Source organism: Herbidospora sp. RD11066 (assembly GCF_054661255.1).
The window spans coordinates 346341-372655 of record NZ_BAAGDO010000008.1 but is presented as its reverse complement, the minus strand read 5'-3'; the positions used below and the strand labels follow the sequence as shown (position 1 = coordinate 372655).

24 protein-coding genes are annotated in these 26315 nt (G+C 71.4%); 14 read left to right on the top strand and 10 right to left on the bottom strand.

Features of this window, described 5'->3' with window-relative positions:
• Positions 1 to 35 precede the first annotated feature (35 nt).
• Positions 36 to 614 carry a dihydrofolate reductase family protein gene (locus ACYQ78_RS29050; protein WP_459804124.1) on the top strand — a complete coding sequence of 193 codons (579 nt, stop codon included), beginning with the start codon at positions 36 to 38 and terminating at the stop codon, positions 612 to 614.
• Here ACYQ78_RS29050 and ACYQ78_RS29045 read toward each other — a convergent pair.
• On the bottom strand, positions 596 to 1306 hold the full coding sequence (locus tag ACYQ78_RS29045) for a helix-turn-helix domain-containing protein (RefSeq protein ID WP_459804123.1): 711 nt from the start codon (positions 1304 to 1306) through the stop codon (positions 596 to 598). The two genes, ACYQ78_RS29050 and ACYQ78_RS29045, sit on opposite strands and share 19 nt — an antisense overlap.
• Positions 1307 to 1324: 18 nt before the next feature.
• Here ACYQ78_RS29045 and ACYQ78_RS29040 point away from each other — a divergent pair, with 18 nt between their 5' ends.
• Positions 1325 to 2065 carry a phosphotransferase family protein gene (locus ACYQ78_RS29040; protein ID WP_459804122.1) on the top strand — a complete coding sequence of 247 codons (741 nt, stop codon included), beginning with the start codon at positions 1325 to 1327 and terminating at the stop codon, positions 2063 to 2065.
• A gap of 4 nt (positions 2066 to 2069) precedes the next feature.
• Here ACYQ78_RS29040 and ACYQ78_RS29035 read toward each other — a convergent pair whose 3' ends face one another.
• Positions 2070 to 2774 carry a VOC family protein gene (locus tag ACYQ78_RS29035; RefSeq protein WP_459804121.1) on the bottom strand — a complete coding sequence of 235 codons (705 nt, stop codon included), beginning with the start codon at positions 2772 to 2774 and terminating at the stop codon, positions 2070 to 2072.
• A gap of 109 nt (positions 2775 to 2883) precedes the next feature.
• On the opposite strand from ACYQ78_RS29035, the gene ACYQ78_RS29030 reads away from it, so the two are divergent.
• From ACYQ78_RS29030 to ACYQ78_RS29015, 4 genes are all read left to right on the top strand, one after another.
• The gene (locus ACYQ78_RS29030; RefSeq protein WP_459804120.1) at positions 2884 to 4788 is read left to right on the top strand and encodes a vWA domain-containing protein; all 1905 of its coding nucleotides are present in this window, start codon (positions 2884 to 2886) and stop codon (positions 4786 to 4788) included.
• A complete protein-coding gene (locus ACYQ78_RS29025; RefSeq protein WP_459804119.1) occupies positions 4785 to 6155 on the top strand; it encodes an extracellular solute-binding protein in 1371 nt (456 codons plus the stop codon). Before ACYQ78_RS29030 ends, ACYQ78_RS29025 begins: the two co-directional genes overlap by 4 nt.
• Positions 6156 to 6267: 112 nt before the next feature.
• Complete coding sequence (locus ACYQ78_RS29020; protein ID WP_459804118.1) at positions 6268 to 6891, top strand: restriction endonuclease; 624 nt, start codon at positions 6268 to 6270, stop codon at positions 6889 to 6891.
• Positions 6892 to 6942: 51 nt separating this feature from the next.
• Positions 6943 to 7884, top strand: a complete 942-nt coding sequence (locus ACYQ78_RS29015) for a glutathione S-transferase C-terminal domain-containing protein (RefSeq protein WP_459804117.1) — start codon at positions 6943 to 6945, stop codon at positions 7882 to 7884.
• Positions 7885 to 7888: 4 nt separating this feature from the next.
• Here ACYQ78_RS29015 and ACYQ78_RS29010 read toward each other — a convergent pair whose 3' ends face one another.
• The gene (locus ACYQ78_RS29010) at positions 7889 to 8509 is read right to left on the bottom strand and encodes a TetR/AcrR family transcriptional regulator (protein WP_459804116.1); all 621 of its coding nucleotides are present in this window, start codon (positions 8507 to 8509) and stop codon (positions 7889 to 7891) included.
• 79 nt (positions 8510 to 8588) lie between these two features.
• On the opposite strand from ACYQ78_RS29010, the gene ACYQ78_RS29005 reads away from it, so the two are divergent.
• The 4 genes from ACYQ78_RS29005 to ACYQ78_RS28990 are packed head-to-tail and all read left to right on the top strand — an operon-like array spanning position 8589 to position 13194.
• Complete coding sequence (locus ACYQ78_RS29005; protein ID WP_459804115.1) at positions 8589 to 10022, top strand: DHA2 family efflux MFS transporter permease subunit; 1434 nt, start codon at positions 8589 to 8591, stop codon at positions 10020 to 10022.
• Complete coding sequence (locus tag ACYQ78_RS29000; protein WP_459804114.1) at positions 10012 to 11088, top strand: enolase C-terminal domain-like protein; 1077 nt, start codon at positions 10012 to 10014, stop codon at positions 11086 to 11088. Before ACYQ78_RS29005 ends, ACYQ78_RS29000 begins: the two co-directional genes overlap by 11 nt.
• Before the next feature lie 46 nt (positions 11089 to 11134).
• Entirely contained in the window at positions 11135 to 12043 is a 909-nt protein-coding gene (locus ACYQ78_RS28995; RefSeq protein ID WP_459804113.1) for a ketopantoate reductase family protein, read from the top strand.
• Positions 12040 to 13194: an alpha-hydroxy-acid oxidizing protein gene (locus tag ACYQ78_RS28990; protein ID WP_459804112.1), complete on the top strand. Its 1155-nt coding sequence runs from the start codon at positions 12040 to 12042 to the stop codon at positions 13192 to 13194. The genes ACYQ78_RS28995 and ACYQ78_RS28990 overlap by 4 nt, the downstream gene beginning before the upstream one ends.
• Here the strand turns inward: ACYQ78_RS28990 and ACYQ78_RS28985 are convergent.
• From ACYQ78_RS28985 to ACYQ78_RS28970, 4 genes are read right to left on the bottom strand one after another with little or no spacing between them, the layout of a single operon-like run.
• The gene (locus ACYQ78_RS28985; RefSeq protein WP_459804111.1) at positions 13124 to 14014 is read right to left on the bottom strand and encodes a hypothetical protein; all 891 of its coding nucleotides are present in this window, start codon (positions 14012 to 14014) and stop codon (positions 13124 to 13126) included. The genes ACYQ78_RS28990 and ACYQ78_RS28985 overlap by 71 nt on opposite strands.
• Entirely contained in the window at positions 14011 to 14337 is a 327-nt protein-coding gene (locus ACYQ78_RS28980; RefSeq protein WP_459804110.1) for a PadR family transcriptional regulator, read from the bottom strand. Before ACYQ78_RS28980 ends, ACYQ78_RS28985 begins: the two co-directional genes overlap by 4 nt.
• Positions 14338 to 14361: 24 nt before the next feature.
• Positions 14362 to 15675 carry a DNRLRE domain-containing protein gene (locus tag ACYQ78_RS28975; RefSeq protein WP_459804109.1) on the bottom strand — a complete coding sequence of 438 codons (1314 nt, stop codon included), beginning with the start codon at positions 15673 to 15675 and terminating at the stop codon, positions 14362 to 14364.
• Positions 15672 to 16898 (bottom strand): DNRLRE domain-containing protein, encoded by a 1227-nt coding sequence (locus ACYQ78_RS28970; RefSeq protein ID WP_459804108.1) that lies wholly within the window; start codon positions 16896 to 16898, stop codon positions 15672 to 15674. Before ACYQ78_RS28970 ends, ACYQ78_RS28975 begins: the two co-directional genes overlap by 4 nt.
• Positions 16899 to 17227: 329 nt before the next feature.
• Here ACYQ78_RS28970 and ACYQ78_RS28965 point away from each other — a divergent pair, with 329 nt between their 5' ends.
• Together ACYQ78_RS28965 and ACYQ78_RS28960 are read left to right on the top strand one after the other, a co-directional pair.
• On the top strand, positions 17228 to 18634 hold the full coding sequence (locus ACYQ78_RS28965) for an RCC1 domain-containing protein (protein ID WP_459804107.1): 1407 nt from the start codon (positions 17228 to 17230) through the stop codon (positions 18632 to 18634).
• Between the two features lie 122 nt (positions 18635 to 18756).
• Positions 18757 to 19308: an NADAR family protein gene (locus ACYQ78_RS28960; RefSeq protein ID WP_459804106.1), complete on the top strand. Its 552-nt coding sequence runs from the start codon at positions 18757 to 18759 to the stop codon at positions 19306 to 19308.
• On the opposite strand, the gene ACYQ78_RS28955 is transcribed toward ACYQ78_RS28960, so the two are convergent.
• The 3 genes from ACYQ78_RS28955 to ACYQ78_RS28945 all read right to left on the bottom strand — a co-directional run bounded on the left by ACYQ78_RS28955 (position 19301) and on the right by ACYQ78_RS28945 (position 24191).
• Positions 19301 to 21808, bottom strand: a complete 2508-nt coding sequence (locus tag ACYQ78_RS28955; protein WP_459804105.1) for a DUF4118 domain-containing protein — start codon at positions 21806 to 21808, stop codon at positions 19301 to 19303. The genes ACYQ78_RS28960 and ACYQ78_RS28955 overlap by 8 nt on opposite strands.
• Before the next feature lie 163 nt (positions 21809 to 21971).
• Positions 21972 to 23852 (bottom strand): APC family permease, encoded by a 1881-nt coding sequence (locus ACYQ78_RS28950; protein ID WP_459804104.1) that lies wholly within the window; start codon positions 23850 to 23852, stop codon positions 21972 to 21974.
• 33 nt (positions 23853 to 23885) lie between these two features.
• On the bottom strand, positions 23886 to 24191 hold the full coding sequence (locus ACYQ78_RS28945; RefSeq protein WP_459804103.1) for a hypothetical protein: 306 nt from the start codon (positions 24189 to 24191) through the stop codon (positions 23886 to 23888).
• A gap of 137 nt (positions 24192 to 24328) precedes the next feature.
• On the opposite strand from ACYQ78_RS28945, the gene ACYQ78_RS28940 reads away from it, so the two are divergent.
• Positions 24329 to 25090, top strand: a complete 762-nt coding sequence (locus tag ACYQ78_RS28940; RefSeq protein WP_459804102.1) for a VOC family protein — start codon at positions 24329 to 24331, stop codon at positions 25088 to 25090.
• Positions 25091 to 25235: 145 nt separating this feature from the next.
• The gene (gene glnII / locus ACYQ78_RS28935; RefSeq protein ID WP_459804101.1) at positions 25236 to 26255 is read left to right on the top strand and encodes a glutamine synthetase GlnII; all 1020 of its coding nucleotides are present in this window, start codon (positions 25236 to 25238) and stop codon (positions 26253 to 26255) included.
• The last annotated feature ends 60 nt before the right edge of the window (positions 26256 to 26315 follow it).

Here is a 26315-nt window from a genome sequence, read left to right as displayed (position 1 = left end):
ATGGGCTCGGTATTCGAAGCGATGAGGAGTGCGGCATGCGTGAGCTGGTCTATACGGGGTTCGTCTCGCTCGACGGCGTGGTCGACTCGCCCGGTGGCGGGCCGGGTGAGGAGCACCGGAGCGGGGGCTGGGTGATCAAGGACATCGAGTTCCTGCCCGAGGCGTTCGCGCTCAAGGGTGAGGAGCTGGAGGAGACGACGGCGTTGATGTTCGGGCGCCGCAGTTATGAGGCGTTCGCTCCGACCTGGCGGGATTCCGAGGATCACGCCGCGTACCGGGATCTGCCCAAGTATGTGGTCTCGACGACCCTCGCCGAGGACGCCCTCGTCGAGGGGTGGGGGCCGACGACGATCCTGCGGTCGGTCGAGGAGATCGCCGAGCTCAAGAAGGGCGAGGGCGGGGCGATCTTCGTCCACGGGAGCGCGGAGCTCGCCCGGAGCCTGTCGGACGCCGGGCTGGTCGACCGCTATCACCTGCTCGTGTTCCCGGTGCTGCTCGGCGCGGGGAAGAGCCTGTTCAGCGGCGCCGACAGGGAGAAGCAGGCGCTGCGGCTGCGGGCGTCGGAGTCCTACCCGAACGGGATCGTCAAGCTGGTCTACGACGTCGTCGGCTGATCGAGGCCGAGGGCGATCGCGCCGCCGGTGCCCTCGCGGAGCTGGCGTGAGGTGCGGCCGACGTAGCGGCGCAGGGCGCGGGCCAGGTGGGGTTCGTCGAAGTAGTCGAGCTTGGTGACGACGTCGGCGACCGGGGTGCCAGCGGCCAGCAGTGCCGAGGCGGTGCGGACGCGTTCGATCTGGCGCACGGCGCCCTGGGTGAGGCCGGTCGCGTCGCGGAAGCGGCGTTCGACGGTGCGGGGTGAGACCTCGGGGCGGCCGCCGCGGCGGACCTCGGTGACGAGCGGGTCGCGGACCACCGCTCCGGCGCGGATCAGGCGTTCGACCAGCGCTTCGGCGTCGTCGGCGCCGGGGGTCTCCCAGCGGAGGCCGTCGAGGCGGAAGGTCGTGCGGGTGGTGTCGGGGAGTGCCAGGCCGCCGTCGACCAGCGCCGGGGTGGGGACGGTGCTCAGGCCGGTGCCGACCGCGAACTCGATGCCGACGAAGCTGGCGCCCTCGGGGACCGGCGCGGTGCCGGTCCCGGTCTCGGGGCCGGTGACGGCTGCGTAGGGAACGCCTTCGAACTCCCAGAACACCAGGCCCCAGCCGGCCGTCGCCACCGAGGTCATCTCGGCGACGTGCTCGCTCGTGCAGGTCCACACGGTGTCGATCCACGGCGAATCGGACGCGCGGGTCTCGAAACGCAGGGCCACGGGAGCAGGATAGGCGGCGTGGAGAAGATCGAGGTCGTGGTCGCCCACCAAGAGCGGGCGACGCTGCGGGTCGGCGACGTGTTCCTGAAGATCGACGGCGATCAGGCGCGGGCCGATATCGAGGTCGAGGCGATGGCCAGGGCGCCGATCCCGACTCCGGAGATCCTGTGGCGCAGGCCGCCCGTGCTCGCGCTCGCCGCCGTTCCCGGCACGGCGCTCGGGCGGCTCGGCGAGCCGTCGGCCGCCTCGCCCGCGGCGTGGGCCGCCGCGGGGGCCGCCGTCCGGAGGTTGCACGACGCGCCGCCGCCTCCGTGGCCCGGCAAGAGCCTGGACGACCTGGCCTCCCGGCTCGACGGCGAATGCGCGTGGCTTCTGGCCAACGACGTCCTGCCCGCCGACCTGGTCACCAGGAACCGTGAGATCGCCGAGGGCGCGCTCCGGCCGTGGACGCCGGTGTTCGTCCACGGCGACCTGCAGATCGGCCACGTGTTCGTCGACGGCGACGAGGTCACCGGCGTGATCGACTGGTCGGAGGGGGCGCCCGGCGACGCCCTGTTCGACCTCGCCACCCTGACGCTCGGACATGAGGACCGCCTCGACGACCTCCTCGCCGGATACGGCACCGACGTCGACCGCGACGTGATCCGGGCGTGGTGGTCGTGGCGGAGCCTGGTGGTGGTCCGGTGGCTGGCCGAGAACGGCTTCGACCCCGACGCGCCGGGCTGCGAGGTCGACGTGCTGAGATCCCGGATGATGTGACGCCCTACAAGACGCAGAACTCGTGGGCCTCCGGGTCGATCAGGCAGGTCCAGGGCACGTCGCCCTGACCCACGTCGAGGTCGGTCGCGCCGAGGACGCGCAGCATGGCCACCTCGGCCGCCCTGTCGCCACCGGGCAGCAGGTCGAGGTGCACCCGGTCGGGCGCGGTCTTCGCGCCGGGGGTGCGGTGGAAGTCGAGGTAGGGGCCGGCTCCGTCGGCGGAGCGCAGCATCGCGTGGTCGTCGGTCAGGGTGTGGAGGGGCCAATCGAGCGCCTCGGCCCAGAAACGGGCCATCGCGCGCGGGTTCGCGCAGTCGACGACCACGGCCGCGATCGGGCCGGTGTCGCGGTGGAGCTCACGGGGTTCCCGCACGCAGAACTCGTTGCCCTCGGGGTCGGCGAGGACCGTCCACGGGACTTCGCCCTGGCCGATGTCGACGGGGGTCGCGCCCAGGGCGAGCAGGCGGGGGATCGAGGTGGGGGCGAGGTCGAGGTGGACGCGGTTCTTCGCCGTCGTCTTGGGCTCCTTGACGGGGACGACGTCCACGCCGACGAAGACCGGGTCGGGCCAGACCAGGCCACCGGCCGGACCGGCGTACGTGGTCACGCCGGGGGTGTAGGCGCTCCAGCCGAGCGCCTCAGCCCAGAAACGGCCGACGGCCGGGGCGTCGAGAGCCTTGATGTTCACCTGAACGGGGCGCAGTGCCATTCGCTGAATTCATTTCTTTCGACATTGAACAGCCATTTGTCGCACGCTACTCACGGGGCAGGATGGGCACATACCCGGATCGCACACTTTATGAGGGAGAACGCGAGCCATGACCGAGTCCACGCCCCCGGACGAGGGCGAGGGACGGCCGACGAAACTCGGCCGGGCGGTCAGGGTACTGGAGGCCGCCGCGGCGGTCGTCGCCGCACTCGGCACACTGGTCGCGGGCGGCAACGCGGTATTGAAGGAGCTGGTCGGCGACGACCCGTGGGCGGCCCGGGTCGCCACCGCGGGCGCGTTCGTGCTGCTGGTCGGGCTCACCGTCGGATGGGGGATGAGCCGGGCGGGGGTGCGCAACCGGTTCGTCGGGGTCTGGCGGAAGGCGTGGCCGGGGCTGCTCTGGCTGCTCGTGGTGGTCACCGCGATGGGGGTCGTGTCGCTGGGGCTGACCTTCGACCGCTGGCTGGCGCTGCGCAACGACCCGTGCGGGGCGCCGCTCGAACTGACCGTGATGGTGCCGCCCGAGGACGTGCGCGACTTCGAGGTGCTGGCCCGGGAGCACGAGGCGGGGCTGGCGGTGGCGGGGTGCCCGCCGGTCAGGGTGGGGGTGCGTGGCGCTCCCCCGGTGTCGCGGCTGGCGGGGGCGATGGCGGCGGGGTGGCGTACCGGCGACGGGGTGCGGCTGCTCGGGCCCCGGCCCGACATGTGGGTGGCCGAGAGCACTGCCGTGGCGGACGCGGTGCTGACCGTTCCCGGGGTGGCGCAGGGGGTGACGGCGCAGCGGCTCGGGTCGGTGGCCACCGACGACCTGGTGCTGGCGGTGCCGGAGGCGCAGCGGCGCCGGTTGCAGGACACCCTCGCCGGGGCCACGGCCGCCGGGGAGGAGGAGACGCGGGACCTGCTGCTGCGGCACTTCACGCAGGAGGAGCGGAAGGTCCGGCGGGCCGATCCGCTGCTGTCGGGCACCGGGCTCGCGGCCATGCCGATGATCGGCGAGTCGGCCGTCTTCGGTTCGACGGCCCAGGCCGAGAGCGCGCTGCGGGCGGCCGACACCATCCGGTACGCCGATCCGCTGGAGCTGCTGTGCCGTTTCCGCGACGGGACCATGCTCGGCCCCTCGACCACCACGGCCACCAGTGAGGACCTGCGGCGCTCGGCTCTGGTCGTACCGGGGCATCTGCGGCGGCAGTATCAGGACGGGCTGCGCGACCGGTGCCCGGCCGCGCTGGGGCAGGGGCAGTGGGAGCAGCTGCCGGTGGCCGCACCGCTGGGCCGGCTCGACTATCCGGCGGTGCTGCTGACCTGGCCCGATCGCCGGGGTGCCGCCCGCGCGGAGGCGGTCAGGGCGCTGGCGCGGTGGTTCACGGTCGAGCAGCGGTTGCGGACCCGATTCTTCGGGCCGCCCGCGCCCGCCGGTCCTTCGCCGTCGGAGACGGTCGCCGACTTACGGACGGCGCTGGCCGCCGCCGTCCAGGCCGAGCGGAGTGTCGCCATCGCGCTGCTGCTCGACGGGTCGGGGTCGATGCGGGCCCATCTGGCGGGCGGGGTCGGGGCGGTCGAGCGGATCCTCGACACGCTGCGCTCGACCGACGAGGTCTCCCTCACCGTGCCGCGCCGCCTCGCCGCCGGTGGCGACGGGCCGCCCGAGATCCGGCAGGAGTACGCGCTGGAGACCGCCGCCCTTCAGGCCGACAACATCCGCCGGTACGTGCAGCAGTGGACACCCCGCGCCTGGGACCTCGACCTCGACACCACCATCGGACTGCTGGCGGCGGCGCGGGCCGACGCCGACGTGTTCGTGGCGATCACCGACACCACGCGCGGCTCCGTGACCGCCCTACAGGAGCGGGTGAGCGGGCTGGCCACCGAATCGCGCCTGGCCATCGTCAACGTCGGGCCCTCCCCCTGCCCGGACGCCCTGCCGCCGCCCGGCGCCGACGACGTTCCGGTGACCTGTGTGCGGCTCGACGAACTCGACGTCGAGAAGCTGCTGACCTGGGCGAGGTCACGATGAACCGGCTCCGGATGTCGGCAGCCACGGCCCGGTTGCTGGCGGGCGCCCTGGTGGGGGCGCTGCTCGGGTGGCTGGCCTTCGGGCCGCCCTGGGAGCCCGCCGGGTCGTCCGGATGCGCCGCGTCCGGCGGCACGCTGACCGTCGCGGCCGGATGGGACGAGAGCGTCGACCAGCAGCGGTCGCGGATCATCGGGGCGTGGAGCGACAACGGCTGGCGGGCCGCGTTCACCCAGATCTCGCCCGTCACCGACGAGAAGCGGGTCGAGATGGCCGCCTCCGCCGGAGACTGCCCGTTCGACGTGCTCATCCTCGACGTGGCGCACCTGGCCGAGTTCGCCGCCTCCGGGGCGATCGCCGAGGTGACGCCGCCGAGCGGGCGTGCGTTCCTGCCGAAGACCGTGGAGGCGGGCACCTACCAGGGGCGTCAGTACGGCGTGCCGTTCGCCGCCGACGTGCCGCTGCTCTATTCGCGGGGCGACACCGCCGAGCTGGTGCGGCAGGCGTGGAGCCGGGAGCCCCTGACCGACGGGAAGGCGGCCGGCAAGGTGATCGTGCAACTCGACGACTACGAGGGCGCCTCGGTCAACCTCATGGAGGCCATCGGGCCGGCCAACCTGGCCAACTTCGGTGATGAGGTGCCGGGTGCGGCGGCGCTGCGGCGGGCGTTCCAGCCGGGGCTCGGCCGGTGGGCCCGGCTCTACCGGGACAACGAGGGCATGCGCGCCTCGGCGCGGTTCAAGGAGCGCGACAGCGTCGAGGAGTTCCGGCTCTCCCCCGGCCCGGTGGTGATGCGCAACTGGCCGTCGTCGTTCGGGGCGCTGGCGGCGGCCGACCGGTTCCGTACCGACGACGGGCGCTTGTCGTTCACGATCGCACCGGTGCCCGGCGGGGTGCTCGGCGGGTCGGTGCTGGCGGTCTCCAGCGGTCTCGATCCGGCCCGCGCGGCGGCGGCCCGGGTGCTGATCGACCATCTCACCTCGCCGCGGACCCAGGCCGAGCTGTTCACCTGCGGAAGTTACGCGCCGGTGCTGGCGGAGTCGTACGACCTCGACACCTTCGCCGGGCTGGGCTTCACCGTGGCCGACGGGTGCCTCGACCTGGGCGACTCCCCCGACGCCGCGACCTACCGCGCCGACTTCCGCGTCCTGGCCACCACCGTGCGCGCCGCCATCGCCGACGCCGGGCTGCGGCCGCCGATCCCGCACTACAGCAGGTTCAGCGAGGTCTTCCGGCGCTGCGCGCGGGCGGTCGTGACCGGTGCGGTGACCGACGTCGGCGACGCCTACTACGGCACGTTCTCGGCGGCGCTGGCGCGGGCGGTCACCGGGCGGCTCACCGAGGGCGCGCCCTCGTCGGTGTGCCGGTGATTCCTTTAAATGCATAAAAGACTATTTCGGTACGCCGATTTTCCGGCTCGCGAGTTTTTGTCGGAGCCGGAGTTCACACTCACCTTCAATGGCGTCTGTCTGAGGGGGTTCCGTGGCGAGGCGGAGAAACGGGCGGAAGAAGAAAGGCCGTGGCGAGGAACTCTGGGTGCTGGTCGCCGTGGTCGGCGTCGTCACCCTGATCGCGGTCTGGCGGTTCGTCAGCGCCCATCCCGAGCTGGCCGTCGGCATCGCCGTCGCGATGCTGGCGCTGACGGCCGGCGGGCTCTCCCTGCGGCACCGGAGCATCGAGGCCGACCGGCGGCGGTTCCTGGCCGCGAACACCGAACTGGCGCGGGTCGACCGCCTCAGCGGGCCCGAGTTCGAGCGCCTGGTCGCCGAACGGCTGCGCACCGACGGGTTCCGCCAGGTCACCCAGCGCGGCGGCGCGGGCGACGGCGGGGTCGACATCACCGCGACCGCCTTCGGGCACGGCCATTACGCCGTCCAGTGCAAGCGCTACCGGGGCACCGTCGGGGCGCCCGAGGTGCGCAACTTCCTGGGGGCGCTGGCCAACGCCTTCGACGGGCACACCGGCATCCTGGTCACCTCGGGCACGCTGACCCGGCAGGCGAAGGCCGAGGCGGCGGCGGCCCGGCAGCCGCTGATCATCGTGGAGCGCGACGAGCTGGCCGACTGGCTGCTGGGCGACCTGACGCTGCTGCCCGCCCACGCCTAAAGCCTATAAATTTGGTAGGTTTTATGGACATAGTCGTCCCGAGGGGATTCCATGACCACGTACTCGCCCTCCTACGCCGGTCCCGTCGACGTCGCCACCTTCGGCCCCTACGGTCCCGGCCGCCTCGACCGCGTGACCGACCGGCCCGTCTATCCGTTCCAGAACCGGATCACCGCCGACGGCTCCAGCGGTTTCCCCGCCGAGCCCGGCCGCTACCACCTCTACCTCGCCTACATCTGCCCGTGGGCCCAGCGCGTCGCGATCATCCGTGACCTGGCCGGGCTGCAGGACGTGGTGTCGCTGTCCTATGTCGACGACGCGCGCGACTCGCGGGGCTGGGCGTTCCGCGAGAACCGGGGGCCCGACCCGGTCAACGGGTTCAGCTTCCTCGCGGAGGCCTACGAGGCGACCGAACCCGGCTACCCGGGCCACATCTCGGTGCCCACACTGTGGGACCGGCAGACCGGGAAGGTCGTCAGCAACGACTACCCCGAGATCCCCATCGACCTCGGCACCCAGTTCTCCGGCGCCGGGCTCGACCTCTACCCCGAGGCGTCCCGCGCCGAGATCATCGCCCTCGACGAGGAGATCGCCCGCGACTTCAGCCTCGCCGCCCACGGGGTGGGCCGGGCCGCGACCCAGGAGGAGTACGACGAGCGGCGGGCCGCCGTGGTCGCCACGCTCGACCGTCTCGACACCCGGCTGGCCGACCGCCGTTACCTGTTCGGCGACGACGTCACCGCCTCCGACGTGCAGCTCTTCGTGGCGCTGGTCCGCTTCGACCTGGCGACCAACCCCCGCAACGGCATCAGCGAGCGCGGGCTGAGCGACCATCCGAACCTCTGGCGCTACGCCCGCGACCTCTACCGCATTCCCGCCTTCCGCGAGACGACCGACTTCGACGCGTTCCGCCCGGCCGGGCCGATCGACCACCCCGACGACGGCGTGACCCGCCTCGTGGTCGAGCCCCACCAGGCCGACTGGGACGAGTGACCGATCACGCCCCGAACGCCCGCAGGAAGGTGTCGACCCCCGCGACCGCGACCTTCTCGGCCTCCCCGGAGTCGAGCGGCGTCGGGAGCTCTTCGTAGACCAGCGCGATGAACTGGTTGGCCGCCCTGACGGGGTCGTCGATGCGCAGGTGGCCGGCGTTGGCCAGGCGGGCCAGCCGCCCGGCCAACGCCTCGATGAACTGGTCGGGGCCGCTGGCCCTGACCTGGTCGAACAGGTCTGGGAAGCGCAGCGCCTCGGCGTAGAGCAGCCGCCGCACCGCCTGTGACTGCTCGTCGATGTAGCAGGCCACCAGTTTCGCGGCGACGTCTTCGAGGCCGGCCCGCAGGTGGCCGGCCTCGTCGGGGAACGACTCGAGCACCTCCAGGGTCTTGCCGTTGGCCCGCGCCGCGGTCTCGGTCATGACGTGGCGGAACAGGTTCTCCTTGGAGCCGAGGTGGTTGTAGATGGTCGGCTTCGCCACCCCCGCCTCGGCCGCGATCACGTCGAGGCTCGCCTGCGCGTAGCCGACCTGGGCGAACACCCGCAGAGCGGCCTCCACGATGGCCCGGCGCTTGTCCAGCCGCCCTCGGTCGGAGGTCAGGTTCTCGGTGTCGCCAACGCTCATCCGGCCATGCTACCGTCCCAGGCAGGCAATTGAACTGACCAGTTCAATTCAACTGACGCCTTGGTTCAAAGGAGTGGCCATGTCAGGCTCGGTCCGGCTCGACCGGTCGCTGCTCACGCTGATCGGCGTGATGGTGCTCGGCGGCATGATGTCCTACCTCGACGCGACGATCGTCAACGTCGGCATCGGCACGCTGACCGCCGAGTTCGAGGCCACCCTGTCCACGATCGAGTGGGTGACCACCGGCTACCTGCTCGCGGTCGCGCTCGCCATCCCGCTGGCCGGATGGGCGACGACGCGCTTCGGCGCCAAGCGCATGTGGCTGCTCGGCCTGACCGTGTTCCTGGCCGGGTCGACGCTCGCGGCCTTCGCCTGGAACGCCGAGAGCCTCATCGCGTTCCGCATCCTGCAGGGCCTCGGCGGCGGCATGGTCGACCCGATCATGATGACCGTCGTCGCGGGCGCGGCCGGTCCGGCCCGCACCGCCCGGGTGATGGGGCTCGTCTCCGTCCCGATCACGCTGGGCCCGGTCGTCGGCCCGATCGTCGGCGGCCTGATCCTGGAGAACCTCTCCTGGCAGTGGATGTTCCTGGTGAACCTCCCGTTCGCGCTGGCCGCGATCGTGCTGGCCGTCGTCGTGCTGCCGGCCGACCCGCCCGGCGGCGCCGCGCCGCTCGACTGGGTGGGCGTCTTCACGCTGTCGCCCGGCTTCGCCGCCCTGGTCTTCGCCCTGTCACGGGCCGGCGCGGAGGGCTTCGGCAGCCCCTCGGTGCTGGTCGGGCTGGCGGTCGGGCTGGCGCTGTTCGCGGCGTACGTCACCCACGCGCTGCGCACCACCGCCACGCCGCTGCTCGACCTGCGGCTGTTCCGCAGCAGGGGGTTCAGCGCCGGCGTCACCACCATGTTCCTCATCGGCGGCGGCCTGTTCTCGCTGCTGTTCCTGCTGCCGCTCTACTACCAGGAGGTCCGCGGCGAGTCGGTGCTGGCCTCGGGCCTGCTGCTGGCCCCGCTCGGGCTGGGCACGCTCATCGGCATGCCGGTCGCGGGCAACCTGGCCGACAGGCTGGGCGCCAAACGACTGGTGCCGGTCGGGGCGCTGCTCATCGGGTTCGGCGCGCTGGTGTTCACCGGCTCGGACGCGGGCACGTCGCAGCTGCTCCTCACCGGCGCGCAGTTCGCCGCCGGGTTCGGCCTCGGCCTGGTCGGCGCGCCGACGATGGGGTCGGTCTACCGCACGGTGCCGGGCGACGCTGTGGCCGGGGCCACCGGCGCGGTGTTCATCCTCAACCAGATCGGCGCCTCGCTCGGCATCGCCGTGGTCGCGCTGATCCTCCAGGGCGGCGGCGCGCACGCCGTGCCCACCACCGGCTCGTTCGGCGACGCCTTCTGGTGGCCGGTGGCCGCGTCGGTGGTGGTCTTCGCCGCCGGGTTCCTGCTGCCGGGCAGGCCCGAGGCGGTGCCCTCTTTGACCGAATCGGCGGTGCTCGACGAGCATCGAACCTATGGACGTTGAGACGATCTCGCTGGTCAGGGCACGTCCGGTCGTCGTACCGATGGCGCGGCCCCTGCGCACCGCGTCAGGGTCGGCGACGGCGGCTCCGCTGGTGCTCTTCGACGTGGTCACCGCGAGTGGGGTGACCGGGCGGTCGTACATCTTCGCGTACGACCCGGCGCTGCTCCCCGCCCTGGTCTCGATCGCCGACCGGATCGACCTGGTCGGCAAGGGTGTCTCGCCCGTCGCCCGGATGCGGGAGTTCCAGGCCCGGTTCCGGCTCCCCGGCATGCAGGGGCTGGTCGGCATGGTCACGTCGGGGATCGAGATGGCCCTCTGGGACGCCCTCGGCCACCTCACCGGCAGGCCCGTGGTCGAGCTGCTCGGCGGGGAGCCGGTCGCGCTGAAGGCCTACGACAGCTACGGGATGATGGACCCCGACCAGGAGGAACACGCCCTCCGAGACTCCGTCGACAGCGGATTCCCCGGTATCAAGATCAAGATCGGCTACCCCGATCCGGCCCGTGACGTCCACGTCGTCAGGAGGGTCCGCGAGATCATCGGGCCCGGCGTAGAGCTCATGGTCGACTACAACCAGTCGCTCACCCCGCAGGAGGCCCGGCGCCGCGTCGACCGGCTCCGCGAGTTCGATCTCTACTGGGTCGAGGAACCGGTCAGGGCCGAAGACCTCGCCGGGCACGCCTACGTGCGCCGCACCACCGGCGCCCGGATCCAGACCGGGGAGAACTGGTGGTTCCCCGACGGCTGCCGGGCCGCCATCGCGGCGTCGGCCTGCGATTTCGCCATGTTCGACCTCATGAAGATCGGTGGTTTCACCGGCTGGACGCTCGCCGCCGGACAGGCCGAGGCGGCCTCGCTGCCCGTCTCCAGTCACCTCTTCGCCGAGGCCAGCGCCCATGCCCTGGCGGTCACCCCCACGGCCGACTGGATCGAGCACCTCGACCTGGCCGGGGCCCTGCTGCGCGAGCCCTACCGCCCGGTCGAGGGCCGGATCACCGCCAAGGGACCGGGGTTGGGGATCTCCTGGGACGAGGACGCGGTCGCGGCGTACACGATGAGGTTTTGACTCCTCCTGGTTGCCCTGGAAAAACGCCCTGCATAGCGTTTTGAGTATGAAGATCCTGGTCGTGGGTGCCGGAGCGGTCGGCGGATACTTCGGGGGCCGGCTCGTCCAAGCCGGTCGAGACGTGACGTTCCTGGTCAGACCGGCGCGGGCCCGCCTGCTGCGCGAGCGGGGTCTGCGGATCGTGGGACTGGGTGAGGAGACGACGCTCCGCCCGTCCACGATCACGGCGAACGAGATCACGTCGCCGTTCGACCTGGTGCTGCTCTCGGTGAAGGCCACCGCGCTCGACCGGGCCGTCGACGATCTCGCCCCGGCGGTCGGCCCGGACACGCTGATCCTGCCGGTGCTCAACGGGATGCGGCACATCGACGTCCTGGCCGAGCGGTTCGGCGACCCGAGAGTGCTCGGGGGGGTCGTGCTGGTGAACACCACTCTCGACGCCAACGGCGACGTGCGCCGCCTGGGTGACGTGCAGAGTCTCACCTACGGCGCCCGCGAGGGGCTGGCCCCCGACCGGCTCGTCGGCGTGCTCGGCGGCGCCGGGTTCGCGACCTGCCTGTCGGCCGACATCGTCGCCGAGATGTGGGCCAAATGGGTGTTCATCGCCGCCACGGGCGGGGTGACCTGCCTGATGCGCGGGACGGTCGGGGAGGTCGCGTCCACCCCCGGCGGGGCCTGGTTCGCCGAGGGGGTCGTGGACGAATGCGCGTCCGTCGCCGAGGCGGCGGGCCACCCCGTGCAGAAGGAGGTGCTGGAGAACACCCGCCAGACGGTCACCGCCGCCGGTTCGCCGCTGACCTCGTCGGCCTACCGCGACCTGGTCGCCGACCGTCCCGTCGAGGTCGAGCAGATCTTCGGCGACCTCACCAGGCGCGCCCGCGAACTCGACGTGCCGGTCCCGCTGCTCGATCTGGTCACCCTCAACCTCCGCGTCTACCAGGGCAGACAGGTATGACCCCCCAGTTCGGCGACTTCCAGAACGAGATCTACGCGGGCGGCCTGCGCGGCCTGCGCCCCTCCTTCCCGATGGCCTTCGCCGACCTGGAGGCCAGGGCCGAATCGGCGCTCCCGCCGTCGATCTGGTCATATGTCGCCGGAGGCGCCGGCGACGAGCACACCCAGCGCGCCAACGTCGCCGCCTTCCACCGCTGGGGCCTGGTCCCGCGCATGCTGGTCGGCGCCGCGCGGCGCGACCTGTCTCTTGATCTGTACGGAATGCGCCTCCCCGCCCCTCTCTTCATGGCCCCGGTCGGGGTGATCGGCCTGTGCGCCCAAGACGGTCACGGCGACCTCGCCACCGCACGGGCGGCGGCCCGCACCGGCATCCCGATGATCGCTTCGACCTTCTCCGTCGACCCGCTGGAGACCGTGGCCGCCGAGTTCGGCGAGACCCCCGGCCTGTTCCAGCTCTACACCCCGGCCGACCGCGACCTGGCCGAGAGCCTGATCCACCGCGCCGAGGCGGCCGGATTCCGCGGCATCGTGATCACCCTCGACACCTGGGTCACCGGCTGGCGCCCCCGCGACCTGAGCACCGCCAACTTCCCCCAGCTCAGAGGCTTCTGCCTGGCCAACTACACCTCCGACCCGGTCTTCCACATCGCCGGGGAGAACCCGAAGGACACCGTCGCCCGCTGGGCCAAGATCTTCGGCAACCCCCTGACCTGGGACGACCTCCCCTGGCTCCGCTCGATCACCAACCTGCCGCTGATCCTCAAGGGCATCTGCCACCCCGACGACGCCCGCCGCGCCAAGGACGCGGGGGTCGACGGCATCTACTGCTCCAACCACGGCGGCCGCCAGGCCAACGGCGGCCTCCCGGCCCTCGACGCCCTGCCCGGCGTGGTCGAGGCGGCGGACGACCTGCCGGTGCTGTTCGACTCGGGCGTCCGCTCGGGCGCCGACGTGATCAAAGCGCTGGCCCTCGGCGCCACCGCCGTCGGCATCGGCCGCCCCTACGCCTACGGGCTGGCGCTGGGCGGCGCCGACGGGATCGTCCACGTGCTCCGGACGATCCTCGCCGAAGCCGACCTGATCATGGCCGTGGACGGCTACCCGACACTCGCCGACCTGACCCCGCAAGCCCTCCGGCCAGTGCCGACATGACCGCGACCAGCAGGCCGACGACCACGATCGGCCACGTCTCGCCCAGGAGGGCGAGCAGCAGCGGGGAGCCGGCGAAGATCCCGACCGGGACGGCGGCCAGCACGATCCCGCGCCTGCCCTGAGGTGTCCGGGCCGCGCGACCCGCCAGGACCGCCAGCACGACGACCGGCACCAGGATCGTGACGAGATCCTGCTCGTAGGTCAGGCCGAGTTCGTACCGGAAGGTCGCCGGCAGCCAGCCGACGGTCAGCAGCACCAGCCACCCGAAGACCGCACGGCCCGGCAGCGCCGGACGCTCCGCGCGCAGCGTCACCAGCACCCCGGCCAGCACGAACGGCACCATGAGAAGAAGGCTGAACATCGCCCGGAAGTCGAAGATCGAGGAGCCGCCGGGCAGGTCCAGGTAGAGGTAGCCGGTCTGCCAGTTGAGGACCACCCACGTCCACGTGGCCGCCGCCGCGAGCCAGCGCGGCCCCCATCGGATCAGGGCGACCACCAGCACCGCACCGCCGGGCAACGCGAGCAGCCACCGAAGGTCCCCGAGCTGCCCCATCGATCGGGACAGCACCTCGGCGGCGAGCACCATCATCGTGATCAGCCCCGCCGACCCGGGGGCCCGCCGCCAGGCCGCGGCCGACTCCGGCCCGAACGCGTGCCGGAACCGGATCCGGATGGCGCCCCAGACGAGATCGGCCGATTCGGCGATCCCCGGGCGTGCGCCCGCCATCAGGACGCCGAGCATCTCTTCTTCGTGGACGGCCCGGTGCGCGCGTGGATATAAGCGCAGCAGCCGCCGGTAGCGGGATTCGAGGTCGCTCACGCCATCCCCCACGACTGCCGGAGGCGGGTGGTGGCGGCGGTGGCGTGCCGGGCGAGCCGGCCGGCCTCCTCGGCCAGGCGGGTCGCGCCCTCGCCGGTGAGCTTGTAGTAGCGGCGGACCCGGCCGTCGACGATCTCCTCGCGATCGGCCTCGATCAGCTCTTCGGCGCGGAGGCGGTCGAGGGCGGCGTACAGGGTTCCCGCCCTCAGCACGACCCGGCCGCCGGAGATCTCGGCGACGTCGGCGATCACGCCGTAGCCGTGCTGAGGGCCCGCCGCGAGCGCGGTCAGGATCAGGAACGTCGGTTCCTGCATCTGTCTCATGTCATCTATATATACCGTTCATCGTTATATGGTGTCGACGGTGCCCTCCTGCCAGTCGGAGGTCACGGCGACGAGCGCCGTCGACGTCGCCCGGACCCGCCAGCGGATCTTCCAGCCGTCCGACAGCCGCCCGGCCGGCACGACGGCCGTGTACGGGCCGTTCGCGAGGTTGCCCCACGGAGGGCCGCCGGTCCAGATGACCCCGGCGCCCTGTTCCGGCACGTCGGGAGCGTGCTCGACCTCGAAGACCACCCACCACAGGTCGTCGTGGCGGTGGCCGATGACGGCGCGCAGTTCCGGAGTGAGGCTCGTGGTCACCGTCGTCCCGCCGGAGGCGAGCGAGGGGGCGATGCCGGTCGAGGTGATGTCGGGAGGGGCCAGGTCCACCACGACCTGCTGCCACGACGACCAGCCGGAGACCACTCCCGTGCTGACGTTGTGGGCCCGGCTGCGCCAGCGGAGCAGCTGGCCGTCGTGGACCACCCCGGCCGGGACCTGCACCATGCTCAACCGGCCTGACGACACCTGGAGCGACAGCCCACTCCAGATCTGGCCGGTGGCGTCGTCTTCGAGGACGAACTCACCCCTCAGCTTGCCGCCGATCGGATCGAACACGGTCGTGAAGAAGCGCGGCGCGTGCGTGATCAATTTGGTGGTGCCGCCCTCGGCCCAGGTGGGCTGGATGTACGGCGACCGCAGCTCGGGCGTCGAGGTGACGGTGATCGTGACCGTGAGCCGGGGCCAGGCGAGGTCGACCTGGTCGGTGGACGCCAGCAGCGACCACCCACCGTTGACGCCCTCGTCGGGCGACTGAAGCACGAACCCCTCGTTGGCGGCGCCGTCGACCCAGTCCTGCACGATCCCCTCGACCGGCCACTCCACGTGGAAGACCGGGACGTCGCAGGTGACGGGCGTGGTGACCGCGTCCTCCGCAGTGGAATCCGGTTTGTTGCCCCAGTGCAGGAAGTCCGAGGTCCAGGGCTCGGTGAGCCGCCGCACCTGGATCCCGTCCCCTGCCTGGGTTCCGCACTGCGCCGAGTGGTGGCCGAGCCTCAGCGTCGCCGAGGTGACGACACCGGCAGGCAGGTCGGAGGTGTCGAACTTCAGATAGGCCCGGCTCTGGCCGCCGGACCACGACCCGACGGCGAGCAGGTCGCCGTTGGGGGTCGCGGGCAGGTTCTCGTCTGTGGACGAATCGGCGCTGGTGTCATCGACGGGATTCAAGGTCTGCACGACCTCGATCGTCGACGGGCTCACGGCCCGCGCCGGAGCGGCCGGGACGACGGCGAGACCGGTCGCCACCAGGGCGGCCACCAGCAGCGACCTCGTCAGCGTCATCGAGCCCCCTGGAGATCGACGGTCGCCTTCTGCCACTCCGACCATTCGCCGACGAGCAGGCCGTTGGCGGTCCGGGCCCGGACCCGCCACTGGATCTTCCAGCCGTCCTCCAGCACCGCCCCCGGCACGGTCACCCGAGCGGGCGTGGCCGGCACGATGTCCCTCTCGTCGTCGCCGGTCCAGATCGCCCCGGTTCCCTGCTCCGGTACGTCCTCATCGTGCGCCACCTCGAACGTGGCGTTCATCGAGAATCCGTAGTCCTGGTAGACCAGGGCCCGGAGTTCCGGTGCGCCGTCGGAGGCGGACGGCGTCGTCCGGAACCCGAAGACCTGGGGCAGGGATTCCCATACGACGCCGTACTCCCACTGCGTCCACGCCGCGGACGGCCCGCTACGTCCCCGCCACTGGATCTTCCAGCCCTGCTGGAGGACCCCGTCCGGGAGCGGCGAGGCGGCGCCGGACCAGATCAGCCCGGTGCCCTGCTCCGGCACGCCCGGGTTGTGCGCGATCTGCACCTGGGCCGCGCTCATGACGGGCGTGAGCGAGGCGATCGTGACGCCGCCGCCCGGCGACACGTGGACGGGGGCGACCGGGACCTTCCTCGGCACGACCACAGTGCCGGTGGTCATCGTGACGGTGAGCCGGGGAGCGGCGAACCCGGAGTTCTCCGCGGACGCGAACGTCCAGTAACCGTCGTCGGCGAGGAGCTCGTTCGGCGCCTGGAGCACGAAGCCGTGGTTCAGCGTCCCCGAGGCCCAGGCCGTCACGAGGTCCGTGACCGGCCACTCCACGTATTCCGGCGGCTCTGCGCAGTCGAGGGCCGAGACCTGTATCCCGTCCGAGGCGGGCGCGTTGAACCAGTGCAGGAAGTCGCCGGTCCAGGGGAAGTCGACCCGCTGGACCTGCACGCCCTGCGCCGAGGGCCCGCACTCCGGCGCGGACGCGACGGCGAGCCGTAACGTGGCGGAGACGACCTCGCCGCCGGACAGCATCGACGGGTCGAACCTCAGATAGGCCCGGCTGTCGGCGCCACCGGGGAGGGTCCCCACGGCGAGGGTCTCGCCGTCGGGGGACGCGAGATCGTCCTCATGTGTGTCGGAGGTCACGGCGATGTCCTCGACGAGACTCGGGGTGATCGTGTACTCGAATGCGGCGTGAGCGGGCGGAATCGCGGTGAGGCCGGTCGCCACCAGGGTCGCGACCAGCAGGGATAGTGCCCTCATCAGGCTCCTTGGCATGCGGAGATGATCAATGGCATCGCGCAAGGACGCTAACAAAATCCCCATCTAACCGAAATATTGACATTTCGGAACAAATGACCGTAAGGGCGGGTGCGCCCCTGTGTGCACCCGCCCGGACACGGAGATGATCTTCAACTTCGCGCAAAGAAAGGTAACAAAGTGTTCCGGCAATAGAAATATTGACTTTTCGGCGATTCCATTTGAAATGACCGACAAATACCGCCTATCGCGCCGAGATGGCGATCCACCGTGTGACACGGTGTTCCACCGGAGTGCACCGGTGAGGGAACGCCTTCCCCGGTGTGAGAACCATGAAGATCCTGGCCGCCACGATGGCGGTCGTCGCGGCACTCGCCGCCTTCACTCCCGAACCGCAATGGACGGGTACGAAATTCTGGGCCTGGGGGCTGAATACCACCGGCCAGTTCGGCGACGGCACCACCACCGGCAGTCCCGTCCCCGCGCTCGTCGGCCGATTGCCCGCGGGATACCCCTGGGGACACGGCCTGGTGCGCATCCGGCAGGTCGCGACCGGGAGCACCGTCAGCGCCGGGGTCAACGACCGGGGGTTCGTCTTCCAGTGGGGCGCCCTCCCCGGCGTCGTCGAGGCGACCACCCCGCAGCAGGTCTACGGGCTGCCCCCGATCAGAACCGTCGCCGTGGGCGACAAACATCTCCTGGCCGTGGCCGAAGACGGCACCGTCTGGGCCTGGGGCGACAACACCTACCGCCAGTTGGGTGACGGTACGACCACCAGCAGGCCCACCCCCCGCATGATCGCCGGGCTGACCGACGTGCGCAGCGTGTCGGCCGGATACCGCTACAGCCTGGCCGTCAAGACCGACGGCACCGTCTGGGCCTGGGGTCACAACGGCTTCGCCGAACTCGGTGACGGTACGACCGTCAACCGGCCCCTTCCCGTCCGGGTCACCGGCATCTCCGGCGTCCGCACCGCCCTGGCCTCGCGGAGCGGCGTCCACTCGGCGGCGGTCAAAACCGACGGCACGGTGTGGACGTGGGGCGGCAACGCCGCAGGTCAGCTCGGCATCGGCGCGGCGCCCCGTTCCTATGTTCCGGTGCAGGTGCCCGGCATCACCGGCGCCCAGTCGGTCATGCCCGGTGAGAAGTCGACCCTCGCCATCGCCGGAGGCCGCCTCTACGCCTGGGGCGACAACACCGGTGGACGTCTCGGCGACGGCACCACCACGACCAGGCGCACCCCCACGCTCACCCCGATCACGGGCCTGACCTGGGCCGACCCCGGCACCGGCGGCACCTCGGCCGGCACGCGAGCCGACGGGACCGTAGTGACCTGGGGCGACAACACCGCAGGCGCACTCGGCACCGGTTCCTCCGCGCCCTTCTCCACGACCGCCGAGGTGGTCGGCATCTCGTCGACGGTGAGCACGATCTCGGTGGGCCGCTCGACGATCCTGGCCGTGACCGGCGTCCAGCAGCCCGACCCGACGCCGACGAGCGGCCCCAGCCCGCCGACCGCGGTGGTCGTCCCCGACGTGACCGGCCTGTTCGAGGACACCGCCGTCACCCGGATCACCGAGAAGGGCCTGAACGTCGGTTCGGTCACCTACTGGGTCGACCGGCTGTGCAACGACGTCGACCAGGTGACCGCCCAGAACCCGGCCGTGGGCACGGTCGTGTCCCTCGGCTCGGACGTCAACCTCACCGTCGCCGTCGAACCGGCGGGACCGTGCCCATGACCAAGCCGAAGAAGACCGCCCCGCCCACCCGCAACGACCAGCGCCGCCCGCGCCCGGCCCCCGCGCCGCGACCGGCCCGGCCGAACGGCGGAACCGTCGGACCCGGGCGTTAGGTTGGCCGGGTGACGTTACCCCGCTCCGTCGAAGAGGCCGTGCACGCCGAGGCGTCCGGCCGGGCCCCGCGCTACCTCTTCTTCTGGGGCCACCGCCCACCTCGCGACGGCGGGGTGGGCGCCGGTTGCCTCAGCCAGTGGTGGGAGGCCGATTTCACCGAAGACGGCCACCTCTTCCCCTCGGCCGAGCACTACATGATGGCCCACAAGGCCTGGCTCTTCGACGACGCGGAAACGGCAGCCGCCATCCTCGCCGCACCCCATCCCGGCGAGGCGAAGAAACTGGGCCGATCGGTCCGCGACTTCGACGAGGCGACCTGGGCGGAACACCGCTTCGCCATCGTCGTCCGAGGCAGCACCGCCAAATTCGCCCAGCACCCCGACCTGCGCGACTTCCTCCTCGGCACCCGAGAGCGAGTCCTGGTCGAAGCCAGCCCTTATGACCGTGTCTGGGGCATCGGCCTGGCGGCCACCGACGAGAAAGCCGCCTCCCCGACAACCTGGCAAGGCCTCAACCTCCTGGGCTTCGCCTTGATGGAAGCCCGCGACGCCCTCACCTGAGGGCCATCGGCAGGGTCACCGTCATGGTCAGGCCGCCACCTGGTGTCTCGTCCGGGGTGAGGGAGCCGCCCATCGCCTCCGCCAGACCCCGCGACAGCGCCAGACCCAGCCCCACCCCCGAGTGGTTGTCGCGGTCGCCGAGGCGCTGGAACGGCTGGAAGACCTGGTCGTGGGCCTCCGGTGGGATCCCCGGGCCCCGGTCGACCACGCGGATCTCCACCTTGTTGTCGTGTGAGCTCGCCGTGAGCAGCACGTAGTCGGGGCTGTAGCGGACCGCGTTCAAGACCAGGTTCGCCAGCACCCGTTCCAGCAGCGCCGGGTCGGCGCTCATCTCGGGCAGGTCGTCGGGCACGTCGATCCGCAGCCGCGCGTCTTCGACCGCCCGGGGCAGCACCTCCGCCAGGTCGACCGGTTGGAGGGCCACCCCCAGGACTCCGGCCTGCAACCGGCTCATGTCGAGCAGGTTCTCCACCAGCCGGGTCAGTTTCACCAGCGACTCGTCGGCGGTTTCGAGCAGTTCGGCCTCGTCGGAGGCCGACCACTTCACGTCGGTGCTGCGCAGGCTCTCGACCGCCGCCTTCGCCGAGGCGAGCGGGGTGCGCAGGTCGTGGCTGACGGCGGCGAGCAGGGCGGTGCGCATGCGGTCGGCCTCGGCCAGCGGCTTGGCCTGCTGGGCCTCCTCCTCCAGCCGGCGCTGCCGCAGCGCCACGGCGGTCTCGGCGGCGAAGGCCTCCAGGACGCGGCGGTCGGAGGCGCCGAGCAGGCGCCCGCGAACGGCCAGCACGAGGTTCTCGTCGATCACCACGTCGGTGTCGGCCGAACCGGGGCTCGTGCAGGGGACGCCTCCGGCGGCGGCGACGATGCGCCACGCCTCGGGGTCGGCGCGGTCGTCGGGGGCGGGTGGAGATCGGCGTTCGAGCAGGGTCACCGAGGTCAGCCCGTAGGTCTCGCGGAGCCGGGCCAGCAGCGAGGGCAGCGCCGCCTCGCCGCGCAGCACGTGGCCCGCCAGGGTCGACAGGACCTCGGCGTCGGCGCCCGCCATCGCGGCCTCGCGCGTTCGCCTGGCCGCCAGGTCGACGACCAGGCTGACGAGGACGGCGACCAATACGTACACGAACAGAGCCAGCAGGTTCTCGGGGTCGGCGACGGTGAACTTGTCGATCGGCGGGGTGAAGAAGTAGTTGAGCAGCAGGAAGCCGACGACGGCGGCGGTGATGGCCGGCCACATGCCGCCGACGAGCGCGACGATCACGACCATGAGCAGGAACAGCAGGATCTGGCCCGACAGCGCGAGCATCCCGCGCAGCGGATAGACCACGGCGGTCAGCGCGGGCATCCCGGCCAGCGCCGCCACCCATCCGGCGATGCGGCGGGTGCGGGTCAGCGCGGCCCGGGAGCCGGGCCGGGGCAGGCCCCTGCGGGCCTGCTGGTGAGTGATCATGTGGACGTCGATCGACCCCGACCGCGCGATCGTCTCGGCCCCCACGCCCCGGAACAGGATCTGGGCCAGCCGCCCCCGCCGCGAGGCGCCCAGCACGAGCTGGGTCGCGTTCACCCCGCGCGCGAAGTCGAGCAGCGCCCGGGGCACGTCGTCGCCGACGACCTGGTGATAGGTCCCGCCGAGCGACTCGACCAGGGCCCGCTGCCGGGCCAGGTGCACGGGATCGCCCCCGACCAGGCCGTCGCCCCGGGTGACGTGGACGCCCAGCAGGTCGGCCCCCTTGGTTCTGGCGGTCACCCTGGCGGCGCGGCGGATCAGCGTGTCGCCCTCGGGGCCGCCGGTCAGCGCCACGACGACGCGTTCGCGCGCCTCCCACGTGCCCTGGATGCCGTGTTCGGCGCGGTAGCGGTCGAGCTGGTCGTCGACCCGCCCGGCCACCCAGAGCAGCGCGAGTTCGCGCAGCGCGGTCAGGTTGCCCACGCGGAAGTAGTTGGACAGCGCCGCGTCGACCTTCTCGGGCGCGTAGACGTTGCCGTGGGCCATGCGGCGGCGCAGCGCCTCGGGCGACATGTCGACCAGCTCGATCTGGTCGGCCCTCCGAACGACCTCGTCGGGCACGGTCTCCCGCTGCGGCACTCCGGTGATCTCCTCGACGACGTCGTTGAGCGACTCCAGGTGCTGCACGTTCACCGTCGTGACGACGTCGATCCCGGCGTCGAGCAGTTCCTCGACGTCCTGCCAGCGCTTGGCGTTGCGGGAGCCCGGCACGTTGGTGTGGGCGAGTTCGTCGACCAGGGCGACCTTCGGGCGGCGGGCCAGCACGGCGTCGACGTCCATCTCGGTGAAGAGCGCGCCCCGGTGGACCAGGTCGCGGCGCGGCACCGCCTCCAAACCGGTGAGCAGCGCGGCCGTCTTCGGGCGGCCGTGCGTCTCGACCAGGCCGACCACGACGTCGCGCCCCCGGTCGAGGGCGCGGCGGCCCTCCCCCAGCATGGCGAAGGTCTTGCCGACGCCGGGGGCGGCGCCCAGGTAGACGCGGAGCCGTCCCCGTGCGGTCATCGCCTCACGTCACCCGCCGGGACGCCAGAAAGGCGGCGGGATCCGGCGGGGACGGTACCGGCCGGGCGGTCGCGTTCCCTCACGGCGCGGCCGGCCCGGAGGCCGGCGCTGCCAATCGGTGGCCGTCGGACGCATATGGCGTTCACCCCCCGATGTTCTCAGGTCAGCCCACATGGACGTGTGGCCTCCTCAGCGGATCGGGCTCGGCCAGGCGGAGCACCTCGCGGGTCAGTGGCGGCACGTCGCCGCCGCCGAAGATCAGGTAGCGGATCATCGCGTTGATCGGGTTGCCCTCCGTCCAGTGGAAGTAGATGTTGGGCACCTGGCCGGTCCGGTCGCGCAGGTAGAGCAGCAGCGCGGCCAGCGCGTTGGGCACGGTCGAGCTGACCACGTTGAGCACCCGGTTGCCGTACCGCTCCTCGCCGCGGACGTAGAGCTCGGTCTCGAACTCCGACGCGTCGCTGATCGTCACCTCGACGAAGATCGCCTGCTCGGAGGCGCGCAGCCGGTGCATGAACCAGTTCTCGCGCAGCTTGTCGTTGTATTCGGCCTGGTCGCGGCGTTGCGGCTCGTTGGCGATGAGGTGCAGTTCGCCCGAGCAGCACTCGTTGACGAACTGCTCGGCCAGCGGGTCGAGCCGCACCCGCGTCACCCGCAGCTCGGTCGACCGGGTCGCCCGCGAGATCAGCGACGTCACCACGATCGCCACGATGAAGAACCCGGCGATCTTGACTCCGTCGGGCCGCTCGATCACGTTGTCGACCAGCGTGTACGTGAGCACGGCGCTGATGATCCCGAAGATCCACGACGCCCGGCGCCGCCCCTTCGCCCGGGTGGACAGGGCGCTCGCCACGGCCGCCGACAGCATCAGCACCAGCACGCCGGTGGCGTAGGCGCCCGCCTGCTGGTCGACGTTCGCGTCGAAGATGAACGTGATCACGAAGGCGATGACGGTGAGGATCAGCACCAGCGGCCGGACCGCCGAGGTCCATTCGGGCGCCATGCCGTACCGGGGCAGGAAGCGGGGCACCAGGTTGATCAGTCCGGCCATCGCCGAGGCGCCGGCGAACCAGAGGATGGCGATGGTGCTGACGTCGTACACGGTGCCGAACCACTCGCCGAGATAGGCGTGCGCGAGGAAGGCGAGCGCCCGGCCGTTGGCCTTGCCGCCCTCCTGGAACTCCTGCGCCGGGATCAGCAGCGTGGTGACGAAGCTGCTCAGGATGAGGAACACGCTCATGATCAGCGCGGCCGTGGTGAGCATCGTGCGGGTGCTCCGGATCCGGCGCGGGATGTCGCCCTTGATCACGGGCATCACCGCGACCCCGGTCTCGAACCCGGAAAGGCCCAGCGCCAGCCGGGGCATGACCAGCAGCGCCAGCCCGATCATGGCCAGCGGGGAGGCGTGCCGGGCCTCCAGCAGCCGGTTCCAGTCGCCGAAGACGGCCGGGTTGGCGACGACGTGCTGGATGCCGACCGCCACCACCACCGCGTTCAGCACCAGATAGACCATGACCAGCACCGTCGCCACGCCGATGGCCTCGGTGAACCCGGCCAGGAAGATCGCCCCGAGCGCCGCCAGCAGCACCAGCGTGATCGGGATCTCCTGGCCGTCGAGCCACGAGGGCGCGAACGGGTTCTCGATGATGTGCGCGGTCGCGTCGGCGGCCGACAGGGTCATCGTGATGACGAAGTCGGTGGCCGCGAAGCCGAGCAGGCAGAGCACGAACAGCTTGCCCTGCCAGGCCGGGACGAGCCGCTCCAGCATCGCGATGGACCCCGCGCCGTGGGGGCTCTCCCCGGCGACGTAGCGGTAGACCGGCAGCGCGCCGAAGAGGGTGAGGGCGACCAGGAACAGCGTCGCGACCGGTGACAGCGCCCCGGCCGCGAGCGCGGCGATGCCCGGCTGGTAGCCGAGTGTGGAGTAGTAGTCGACACCGGTCAGGCACATGACCCGCCACCAGGCGTGCTTCTTCTCCGGGCCGTGCTCGAGCTGACCGCGATCGGCCGTGAGCCCGTCCAGGAGCCACCCCCGCAGGGCCACGGCCACCCCCTCATCGAAGCAGGGGGAGATTTCTCATGATCGCAGGTGGCCGTCGTAGAACCCCACCGGGGTGGCCCCTTCGCTCACCGGCACCCCGTCGAGCCGCTGCCCTAGGGTGCCCGTGAGCTCGCGGAACGCCGGGAACTCCAGCAGGGCCGGGAGATCGTCGGTGGTGACGACGTGGACGAAGGTCAGCCCGTCGTCGAGCCGGTAGGACTGATAGGTGAGCCCGCCGGGCCGTGCCGCCGCGAGTTCGGCGAAGACGGCCTCGACGAGCCGTACGTTCTCCGCGGCCTTCTCCTGGTCGGCGATGCGGTAGCGGATGATCTGGGTCGGCATGAGCCGCACCCTATCGACCGAGGTCACGCTTGCCCCATTTAGCCGGAAAGGCTCCTTTCGGCTCCTCCCCTGCTGGGGAAACTGTCGGCAGGACGTGACAGAGTGTGGTCACCGAAAATTTGTTCGAAGGAGCGCGCATGCTCACGACCGACTACCTGCCGGGCGCCCCCTGCTGGGTCGACCTCGCCTCGCCCGACACGACCGCCTCGGCCACGTTCTACGCCGCCGTGCTCGACTGGGAGTTCCAGTCGGCCGGGCCCGACGCCGGCGGCTACGGCTTCTTCCGCCACGACGGCAAGATCGTCGCCGCGACCGGCCCGCTGACCGAAGAGGGCACGAGCTCGTCGTGGACGATCTATTTCGCCACCCCCGACGCCGACGACGCCGCCGCCCGCGCCGAGAAGGCCGGCGGCACGATCAGGGTGGCGCCCTACGACGTGTTCGACCAGGGCCGCACCGCCGCGCTGACCGACCCGGCCGGGGCCGACTTCGCGATCTGGCAGGGCCGGGGCCGCAAGGGCCTCGACGCCGTGACGGTGCCCGGCAGCCTGGGCTGGACCGAGCTCTATGTCGCCAGCCCGCCCGCCGTCGCACCCTTCTATGAGGCGGCGCTCGACCACCAGTCGATCGAGGCCACCGTCGCGGGCGTCGGCTACACCACGATCCGCCTCCCCGGCGGCGACCGCCCGACGATCGGCGGCGTGATCACCCTCAACCCCGGCACCAAACCGTTCTGGCTGCCCTACTTCGAGGTCAGAGACGTCGACGCCGCCGTCGAGGCGACCGTCACCGAGGGCGGCACCATCCTCGACCCGCCCGTCTCGGTCGAGACCGTGGGCCGGTTCGCCGTCCTGGCCGACCAGTTCGGGGCCCGCTTCGCCGTGATCACGAGCACCTGATCCTGCCCCCGAGCCGGATGATTTAACACGCGGGCCTGCCGTTTCACATCGTGTTCACAAACGGGCAATGGACACGAAATGGCTTCTTGGGAATCTCGGCGTGGCGGCCAAACGACACGGCCCGCCTCCAGGGAAGGAAAAGACGTTGGCGTTCAAGGCCGAGTACATCTGGATAGACGGCACCGAGCCGGTCGCGAAGCTCCGGAGCAAGACCCGGGTGCTGGCGGACGGCGCCGACCTGCCCACCTGGGGCTTTGACGGTTCGAGCACCAATCAGGCCGAAGGTCACGACTCCGACCGCGTGCTCAAGCCGGTGTTCTCGTGTCCCGACCCGATCCGGGGCGGCGACAACGTGCTCGTCATGTGCGAGGTCTACAACGTCGACGGCTCGGCCCACCCGAGCAACACCCGCGCGCTGCTGACCCCCATCGCCGAGCAGTTCGAGGACCAGGAGTCCTGGTTCGGCATCGAGCAGGAATACACCTTCTTCAAGGACGGCCGCCCCTACGGCTTCCCGGTCGGCGGCTTCCCCGGCCCGCAGGGCCCCTACTACTGCGGCATCGGCGCCGACGAGGTCGTCGGCCGTGACATCGTCGAGGCCCACCTCGACGCGTGCATCGAGGCCGGCCTGAAGATCTCCGGCATCAACGCCGAGGTCATGCCCGGCCAGTGGGAGTTCCAGATCGGCCCGGCCGGTCCCCTCGAGGTCTCCGACCACATGTGGATGGCGCGCTACCTGCTCTACCGCATCGCGGAAGACTACAACGTGTCGGCCACGCTCGACGCCAAGCCCGCCAAGGGTGACTGGAACGGCGCCGGCGCCCACACCAACTTCTCCACCAAGGCCATGCGCGAGGGCTACGACGCGATCATCGCGGCGTGCGAGGCGCTCGGCGGCGAGGGCAAGGTCGAGGAGCACATCGCCGGCTACGGCTTCGGCATCGAGCAGCGCCTCACCGGTCACCACGAGACCGCGCCCTACAACATCTACAGCTACGGCGTCTCCAACCGCGGCGCCTCGGTGCGCATCCCGTGGCAGGTCGAGGTCGACAAGAAGGGCTACATCGAGGACCGGCGCCCCAACGCCAACGCCGACCCCTACGTCGTCACCCGCCTGATCACCAACACCTGCTGCTCGGTCCTCGAGGCCAAGGGCCTGGTCTAACCGCCACCCCGCAGACGTGAACGCAGAACGGCCCCTCCCATCTGGAGGGGCCGTTCTCGT

What these genes read in the sequence shown, in the direction of transcription:
- ACYQ78_RS29050 (WP_459804124.1), top strand. Translation starts at nt 36, where the DNA reads ATGCGTGAGCTGGTCTATACGGGGTTCGTCTCGCTCGACGGCGTGGTC.
- ACYQ78_RS29035 (WP_459804121.1), bottom strand. Translation starts at nt 2,774, where the DNA reads ATGGCACTGCGCCCCGTTCAGGTGAACATCAAGGCTCTCGACGCCCCG.
- ACYQ78_RS29030 (WP_459804120.1), top strand. Translation starts at nt 2,884, where the DNA reads ATGACCGAGTCCACGCCCCCGGACGAGGGCGAGGGACGGCCGACGAAA.
- ACYQ78_RS29025 (WP_459804119.1), top strand. Translation starts at nt 4,785, where the DNA reads ATGAACCGGCTCCGGATGTCGGCAGCCACGGCCCGGTTGCTGGCGGGC.
- ACYQ78_RS29015 (WP_459804117.1), top strand. Translation starts at nt 6,943, where the DNA reads ATGACCACGTACTCGCCCTCCTACGCCGGTCCCGTCGACGTCGCCACC.
- ACYQ78_RS29010 (WP_459804116.1), bottom strand. Translation starts at nt 8,509, where the DNA reads ATGAGCGTTGGCGACACCGAGAACCTGACCTCCGACCGAGGGCGGCTG.
- ACYQ78_RS29005 (WP_459804115.1), top strand. Translation starts at nt 8,589, where the DNA reads ATGTCAGGCTCGGTCCGGCTCGACCGGTCGCTGCTCACGCTGATCGGC.
- ACYQ78_RS29000 (WP_459804114.1), top strand. Translation starts at nt 10,012, where the DNA reads ATGGACGTTGAGACGATCTCGCTGGTCAGGGCACGTCCGGTCGTCGTA.
- ACYQ78_RS28995 (WP_459804113.1), top strand. Translation starts at nt 11,135, where the DNA reads ATGAAGATCCTGGTCGTGGGTGCCGGAGCGGTCGGCGGATACTTCGGG.
- ACYQ78_RS28990 (WP_459804112.1), top strand. Translation starts at nt 12,040, where the DNA reads ATGACCCCCCAGTTCGGCGACTTCCAGAACGAGATCTACGCGGGCGGC.
- ACYQ78_RS28980 (WP_459804110.1), bottom strand. Translation starts at nt 14,337, where the DNA reads ATGAGACAGATGCAGGAACCGACGTTCCTGATCCTGACCGCGCTCGCG.
- ACYQ78_RS28975 (WP_459804109.1), bottom strand. Translation starts at nt 15,675, where the DNA reads ATGACGCTGACGAGGTCGCTGCTGGTGGCCGCCCTGGTGGCGACCGGT.
- ACYQ78_RS28970 (WP_459804108.1), bottom strand. Translation starts at nt 16,898, where the DNA reads ATGAGGGCACTATCCCTGCTGGTCGCGACCCTGGTGGCGACCGGCCTC.
- ACYQ78_RS28965 (WP_459804107.1), top strand. Translation starts at nt 17,228, where the DNA reads ATGAAGATCCTGGCCGCCACGATGGCGGTCGTCGCGGCACTCGCCGCC.
- ACYQ78_RS28955 (WP_459804105.1), bottom strand. Translation starts at nt 21,808, where the DNA reads ATGACCGCACGGGGACGGCTCCGCGTCTACCTGGGCGCCGCCCCCGGC.
- ACYQ78_RS28945 (WP_459804103.1), bottom strand. Translation starts at nt 24,191, where the DNA reads ATGCCGACCCAGATCATCCGCTACCGCATCGCCGACCAGGAGAAGGCC.
- ACYQ78_RS28940 (WP_459804102.1), top strand. Translation starts at nt 24,329, where the DNA reads ATGCTCACGACCGACTACCTGCCGGGCGCCCCCTGCTGGGTCGACCTC.